The organism is Nocardia carnea (assembly GCF_029869215.1).
In the GTDB taxonomy this organism is placed as follows: Bacteria; Actinomycetota; Actinomycetes; order Mycobacteriales; family Mycobacteriaceae; genus Nocardia; species Nocardia carnea_B.
Map to the genome: position 1 here is coordinate 1 of NZ_JARWPM010000317.1, position 7,169 is coordinate 7,169.

General features: G+C 68.6%; 4 protein-coding genes. 3 read left to right on the plus strand and 1 reads right to left on the minus strand.

From position 1 onward, the window contains the following. Nucleotides 1–195 precede the first annotated feature (195 nt). A complete protein-coding gene (gene dnaK / locus QH276_RS22320) occupies nt 196–2,046 on the minus strand; it encodes a molecular chaperone DnaK (RefSeq protein ID WP_280406886.1) in 1,851 nt (616 codons plus the stop codon). Nucleotides 2,047–2,445: 399 nt separating this feature from the next. Here dnaK and QH276_RS22325 point away from each other — a divergent pair, with 399 nt between their 5' ends. From QH276_RS22325 to QH276_RS22335, 3 genes are all read left to right on the plus strand, one after another. Beyond that, nucleotides 2,446–3,840, plus strand: a complete 1,395-nt coding sequence (locus QH276_RS22325; protein WP_280402584.1) for a hypothetical protein — start codon at nt 2,446–2,448, stop codon at nt 3,838–3,840. 143 nt (nt 3,841–3,983) lie between these two features. Then, nucleotides 3,984–5,339: a S1 family peptidase gene (locus QH276_RS22330; RefSeq protein WP_280402585.1), complete on the plus strand. Its 1,356-nt coding sequence runs from the start codon at nt 3,984–3,986 to the stop codon at nt 5,337–5,339. A gap of 18 nt (nt 5,340–5,357) precedes the next feature. Beyond that, nucleotides 5,358–6,671 (plus strand): S1 family peptidase, encoded by a 1,314-nt coding sequence (locus QH276_RS22335; RefSeq protein ID WP_280402586.1) that lies wholly within the window; start codon nt 5,358–5,360, stop codon nt 6,669–6,671. Nucleotides 6,672–7,169: the final 498 nt, after the last annotated feature.

Sequence of the window (7,169 nt, forward strand, 5' to 3'; positions counted from 1 at the left end):
CCCCCCCCCCCCCCCCCCCCCCCCCGCGGGGGGGGGGGGCGCCGCCCCCGCCCCCCCCCCGGCCCCCCCCCCCCCCCCCGGGGCCCCCCCCCCCCCCCCCCCCCCCCCCCGGCTCCTTGACCTCGCCGGTTTCCGGATCGATCTTGCGCTTGTCGACGAAGCTGATCGGTTCCTCGGAATTGTTACCCGCGTTCGTCACTTCTTCTCCGTGTCGACCGGTTCGTCCACGACCTCGGCGTCGACCACTTGGTCGTCACCGGCGGCACCGCTCGCCGCACCGTCACCCGCGGCCGCACCCTCGGCGGCCGAGGCCTCGTAGATCGCCTGACCCAGCGCCTGCGATTCGGTGGCCAGCTTCTCCACCGCGGCCTTCACCGCGGCGGTGTCGGTGCCCTTCAGCGCCTCCTTGGCCTCACCGATCGCGGCCTCGACCTTGGACTTCACATCCGCCGGCACCTTGTCCTCGTTGTCGGCGATGAACTTCTCGGTCTGATGGACCAGCGATTCGGCCTGGTTGCGGGTTTCCGCCTCCTCGCGACGCGCCTTGTCCTCGGCGGCGTGCGCCTCGGCGTCCTTGATCATCCGGTCGATCTCCTCCTTGGACAGGCCGGAGCCGTCCTGGATCTTGATCGTGTTCTCCTTACCGGTGCCCTTGTCCTTCGCGGTCACGTGCACGATGCCGTTGGCGTCGATATCGAAGGTGACCTCGATCTGCGGCACACCGCGCGGGGCCGGCGGGATACCGGTGAGCTCGAAGGAGCCGAGCAGTTTGTTGTGCGCGGCGATCTCACGCTCACCCTGGAACACCTGGATCTGCACCGACGGCTGGTTGTCGTTGGCCGTGGTGAAGGTTTCCGAACGCTTGGTCGGGATGGTGGTGTTGCGCTCGATGAGGTTGGTCATCACGCCACCCTTGGTCTCGATACCCAGCGACAGCGGGGTCACATCGAGCAGCAGGACGTCCTTGACCTCACCCTTGAGCACACCGGCCTGCAGGGCGGCGCCCACGGCGACGACCTCGTCCGGGTTCACACCCTTGTTGGGCTCCTTGCCGCCGGTCAGCTCGCGGACCAGATCGGTCACCGCGGGCATCCGGGTGGAGCCACCGACCAGCACGACGTGGTCGATATCGGAGACCTTGATCCCGGCGTCCTTGACCACGGACTGGAACGGCGCCCGGGTGCGGTCCAGCAGATCCGAGGTGATCTTCTGGAATTCGGCGCGGGTGAGCTGCTCGTCGAGGAACAGCGGGTTCTTCTCCGCATCGACGGTGATGTAGGGCAGGTTGATCGAGGTGCTCTGCGAGGAGCTCAGCTCGATCTTGGCCTTCTCGGCGGCCTCACGCAGCCGCTGCATGGCCATCTTGTCCTTGGTCAGGTCGATACCCGAGCTGGACTTGAACTTGTCGACCAGCCACTTCACGACCCGCTCGTCCCAGTCGTCACCACCGAGGTGGTTGTCACCGGAGGTGGCGCGGACCTCGACGACGCCCTCGCCGATTTCCAGCAGCGAGACGTCGAAGGTGCCGCCGCCGAGGTCGAAGACCAGGATGGTCTGTTCCTTGTCGCCCTTGTCCAGGCCGTAGGCCAGGGCCGCGGCGGTGGGCTCGTTGACGATACGCAGCACATTGAGGCCGGCGATCTGGCCGGCTTCCTTGGTGGCCTGGCGCTGGGCGTCCTCGAAGTAGGCGGGGACGGTGATCACCGCGTCGGTGATCTCCTCGCCCAGGTAGGCCTCGGCGTCGCGCTTCAGCTTCATCAGCGTGCGCGCGCTGATCTCCTGCGAGGTGTACTTCTTGTCGTCGATCTCGACGGTCCAGTCGGTGCCGATATGGCGTTTGACCGAGCGGATCGTACGGTCGACGTTGGTGACGGCCTGGTTCTTGGCGGGCTGACCCACCAGCACCTCACCGTTCTTCGCGAACGCGACGATCGAGGGCGTAGTGCGCGAACCCTCGGAGTTGGCGACGACGACCGGCTCACCACCTTCGAGAACGGCGACGACCGAGTTCGTGGTCCCGAGGTCGATTCCGACCGCACGAGCCATTTGTTCCTCCTCATTTTCGACTGCTTGTGTCTGTACGGGCTGTCCGCCCCTGTGCGCCGGACCCCGGAGGGACCCGGCGGCCGGACCAGCCCCAGGCACGGCATAGAGCACGGTCCCAGCAATACTGAGCGTGGTCGGCTCAATCCTGCCCGCCTCCACGCGGGCCGTCAAGTCAAACTTGAGCCGATCTCACTCAACATTGTCGATCAGCTCAACCAGGTATGCCGGCGATCTATTCCCGCCCCGGCAGCCGTCGCGCACCACTCCCGGATCCCTACCGAACCCGAATCGGAGCTATTGTCAATGCTCCGCGCCCGGTCGCCGCGCGCCGCGCCGGACGACCCTGCGCGAACCCGTAGCGTCGTTGTTGGATGAGGAAGTCGAAGCGAGGATCCGAGGATGGCCACTGGGGTGGGCCTGCACATCGCCGAGCACGCGTGCACCGCGGCGGTGGTCAGCGATGACGGGGATCCGCACTTCATCATCCGCGAACCGATCCTGCACATGTCCGAGGACGGCGACGCGACGCTCGGCGGCGCGACGGCCCCGCCCGGCTATACCCAGACGATCACCGGCTTCATCTCCGCCGTAGGCGATCCGGCCGGGGTCGCGGTGGACGACGGCGAGGCCTACCGCGGGGAAGACCTGCTGGCCACCGCCATGTTCTGCCTGATCAACCTGACCGCCGACCACCTCAACGGCCCGGCCGAGTTCTACGCCACCCATCCCGGCGGCTGGCCGGCAACCCAGGTTTTCGCGCTGCGCGGCGCCCTGGACTATCTGGGCTTGAAATCCGTGGCCCTCATCGGTGAAGACGAGCTACCCCCGCGACCCCGCCACGCCCCCGGCGACGCCGGGCAGTATTTCGCCGAGAGCGCCGGGCGCGCCGCACTGGCCGTGGTCCTGGAGACCCCGGCCGGCGCCACCCCGCCCGATCCCACCACCGCCGAGAATTCCTTCCTCGACACCGTCGTCATGCCGAAGCTGGGCGCGGGTGACACCCCGGCCAAGGCATACTCCGCGGTCACGCCCACCCCGACCTACCCCGCGCCGGCCACGCCCGAGGCGTACTCCGGGGCCGCCCCCGCCGAGGCGTACTCCGCGGCCGTCCCAGCCGCCGACCCCGAAGCCACCTACGGCGGCCCCAGCCTCGGCGTTCTCGCCGCCGGCCTGGGCGTCTCCCCGGCGGTGGGCGCCCTGCCGGCCGCCGAACCGCTCCCCTCGCCCACGAACCCGCCCGCCCCCGTACCGGCAACGCCCCGGCCTTCCGGTAAACCCCGGCCCACGGCATCGAAGATCAGCCGCCGCACGGCGATACTGGTCGCGGCCGCCGCCTTCGCCGGCCTGTTGATCGGCGCGGTGGGGGTCACGGCGCTGCTGCGCACCGGCGCCGCCGAACCCGGCCCCGCGCCCACTCCATCGGTCACCGCGCCACCGGTCGCCCCACCGCCCGCCGCACCGCAGCCCCTCGCGCCGCCGGCACCGGAGCCGACCTACGACCCCGAACCGACCTACGTGCCGGAGCCGACCACCGCCACCACGGAACCGCCGCCGGCGCCGACCACACCCCCGGTGACCGTCACAACGCAATCGCCCGTACCCACAACCTCCGTGCCCAGCAGCACGGAACCGAGCGGACCCACTCTCACCGACCCCACGGAGACCACCGAGACCACGACCACCCGCAGCCGTCCCGGTTTCGATTTCTTCCCCTTCCCGAATCCGTTCCGCACCGAAGACCCGGATCTTCCGGACACCGGTTCCCAAGAGGGCCGCCAAGAAGAAGCCAGATAGCGTTTTGTGCTTTAGAGTGTTCGCCTGACCGGTGTTATTCCGGCCACCCCGGCAGCCCGGTCAGCTCGACCACACCTGTGCGCCAACGGATTCAATCCCGTGGCCATGGATAATCTGGCACACAGTGCCGACGAAGGGACTCCATGCGCAAGTCGGTGGCGCGTCGCGCCGCGGTCAAAGCTGCCATCATCAGCTCGGCCGTTCTCCTGACTCCCCTGTCCGGTGCGGTTCCGGCGACCGCGGAACCCGCACCGGAACAGCTCAGAGCCGAGGACCTGCCGGCCGAACTCGTCCAAGCGCTGTCCCGGGATCTGCAGATGACCCCGACCGAGTATCTCGACCGGTCGGCGCGGGCCCAGCAACTGCAGGACTACGCCGCCGATTTCCGCGCCGAACGTCCCGATGTCTTCGCCGGTGCCTGGATGACCCCGGACGGGAAACCGTTCGTCGCCGTCACCTCCCCCGATGCCGCGCAGATCGCCACTGCCGACGGCTACCACACCCGGCTGGCCCCGGTCTCCGCCGCCGCGCTGGAAACCTCGCTGTCGCAACTGAATCAGTGGGTCGCCGAGCAGCCGCGCGATATCTCGCAGGTGATCAATTCGATCGCCATCGACTTCCTCAACAGCCAGCTGGTCGTGAATGTCGCCAACACGCCGCTGGCGCATATGCTCAATCTCCCTACGATGATCGCCAATATCAAGGTGGTTCTCGGACCCAACAGCGGCGGCCCGGTCGAGCGCCGTCCCATGGGTGGCGATACCTATATCAGCGCCCCCGGCCGGCTCGACGATGCGGAACTGCGCAGTGTCGATGTCTGCTCGTTCGGGTTCAACAGTGTCGATTCCGCCGGAAACGCGTTGAATATCAGTGCGGGGCATTGCAATCCGAACCTGGACAAGGGCGATGAGCGCGCCGCCGTCTACAGCCCCAATGTCCGCAATATCCCGGCCAGTCCCGAACTCGGAACCTTCGTGAAATCGGAACTCGGCGGTCCCAGCACGCTCGACTACTCGGTGATCCAGCTGAACGAACGGGCGGTGGGCTCCGGTATGGACCAGCCGTCGGTGCGCGGCGCCAACGGCACCACCCTGAACATCACCGGCACCGCCGATCCCGTGGTCGGCGCGCCGGTCTGCAAATCCGGCCAGTCCTCGACCTTCACCTGCGGCTTCGTCGTCGCCGACCGGGTCGAGACCCAGCTGTTCACCACCGAGGGCGAAGCCAAGACCATCCGTGGTTTCGCCAGTACCGCCTGCACCCTGGGCGGCGACAGCGGCGGCGCGATCGTCACCGGCACCCTGGCCCTCGGCATCACCAGCGGCTCGAACGCCGCCGAGGCCCCCGACTGCGGTGAGGCCAATATCGCCCTGGCCCAGTACGGCGGCACCGCTACCCTCGGTATTCCGATCCGGGCGATCCTCGCCGATATCAACGCGACCTCCGGTGGCGGCCTGGGCAGCGGTATCAGCGTGCGAACCAGGCCGAATGCCGGGTGAGCCCGATATAGTCTTCGCATGCTCATGCCACGCATAGGTAAACGGCGAACGGCGCCGTCCAGAACCCGCACCTACCGGGCCGCGGCGGCCGCCTCGGCGGCGGTGCTGCTGTTCGGTCCCATGGCGGTCGCGTCCGCCGCCCCCGACCCGGGTCTCGGCCTGCCCGCCGATCTCGTCGCCGCGCTGAACCGCGATCTGCATATCTCTCCCGAGGAGTATCTGCAGCGCGCCGATACCGCCCAGCAGGTGGCCGCGTTCGCCACCACCGCGCAGCGCCAGTTCCCGCAGGTGTTCGCGGGCGCCTGGCTCGACGAACAGGGCAAGGGTGTAGTCGCCCTGGCACCCGGACCGGGTGCCGAGGAAGCGCGTGGCGCCGCGGAATCGACCGGTTTCGTCGTACGCAATGTCGCCAAGAGCGAACAGACCCTGCGTGGCGAGAAGAGCGCCTTCGAGCGCTGGCTGGACAGCCAGCCGGAAGCGGTCTCCGCCCTGGTGCGCGGCGTCGTCATCGACACCGTGAACAACAGCATCGCGGTCCGCGTCGACCAGGCCGGCCTGCCGATGCCCAATTTCATCGACCCGGCCCGCGTCATCGTGATGGCCCCGCCGGTCGCGGCGGAAACGCTGCCGGCCGCGGATATCGCCGAGGGCAGTGCCGCGGCACCGATCGGCGGCGGTGACGGATTCGCCTCCGTCGCCGGCGAGGGCTCGCTGCGCTGCTCGTTCGGGTTCAACGGAACCGGCCCGGCCGGCAACGTCGTGAACATCACCGCCGGCCACTGCAATCCGAACTTGGATGACGTCGGCGCCTCCACCGTGCACGAATCGCTCGGCGGCAACCGGGTCGGCCCGAAGATCGCGACCTTCCAGAAGTCGGTACTGGGCAACCAGGACTACTCGATCCTCGATATCGAGGACGGCGCCGCGGGCCGCTTCGAGAACAATCAGGTGAAGGTGCCTGGCGCCGCGCCGGTGCCGATCGAGGGTGTGGCCACCCCCGTGGTCGGCGCTCCGGTCTGCAAATCGGGTTCGCGTACCGGCTTCAGCTGCGGTGTGGTGAACGCCGTCGATCAGACGGTGCAGGTCGGCGATCGGCAGCTCACCCAGAGCTTCTCCGCCAATATCTGCGCCCTCCCGGGCGACAGCGGCGGCCCGATCGTCACCGGCCGCCTGGCCCTGGGTATCTCCAGCGCCTCCTCGGTCGCCGATTACCCGATCTGCGAAATCCCCAACATCCTGGGCGTGCTCACCGGTAACGCCCCGCAGTTGTTCGCGCAGCCGGTGAGCGTGGTGCTCGCCGACAACCCGGGCCTGCGTATCCGCACGAACTAACCGGCACGTTCATCCCGGGCCCACCGCGCGGGATGAACGGCAGCGAGTATCACTCGCACCGGGCATAGAGCAAGGAAGGGCCGGCAGCGTCACGCAGCCGGCTCTTCCTCTATGAGCAGGCTTTACCGGTATCCGAGGTAAGGGGCCAGCAGACCGCACCAGCGCTTGCAGACAGCCGGACACCGGTTCTCCGACTCCCACCGGCATGGCGGGAGCCTTGGCCGGCCCGCCCAAGGCTCGCCGTTGGTGTAGCCAGGGCTGCCTGTGGTTGGAGTGTCGGTCGTGACCAGTCCGCAGCCGGGTTGCCGACCCCATAGGTGTCCTGGCGTCGAGAACTACGTTCGGCCGTGGCCACAGCATTGACAGCCGAGCCTCTGAAACGCGATCGGGCCCCCCGGCCGGGGCGGGGGGGCGCGGCGGGGGGTTTTGGGCGGTGTTTTATTTTGGGGCGCAGAGGGGGCCCCGGGAAACCCCCGTGGGCCCCAAGGGGGGGGGGGG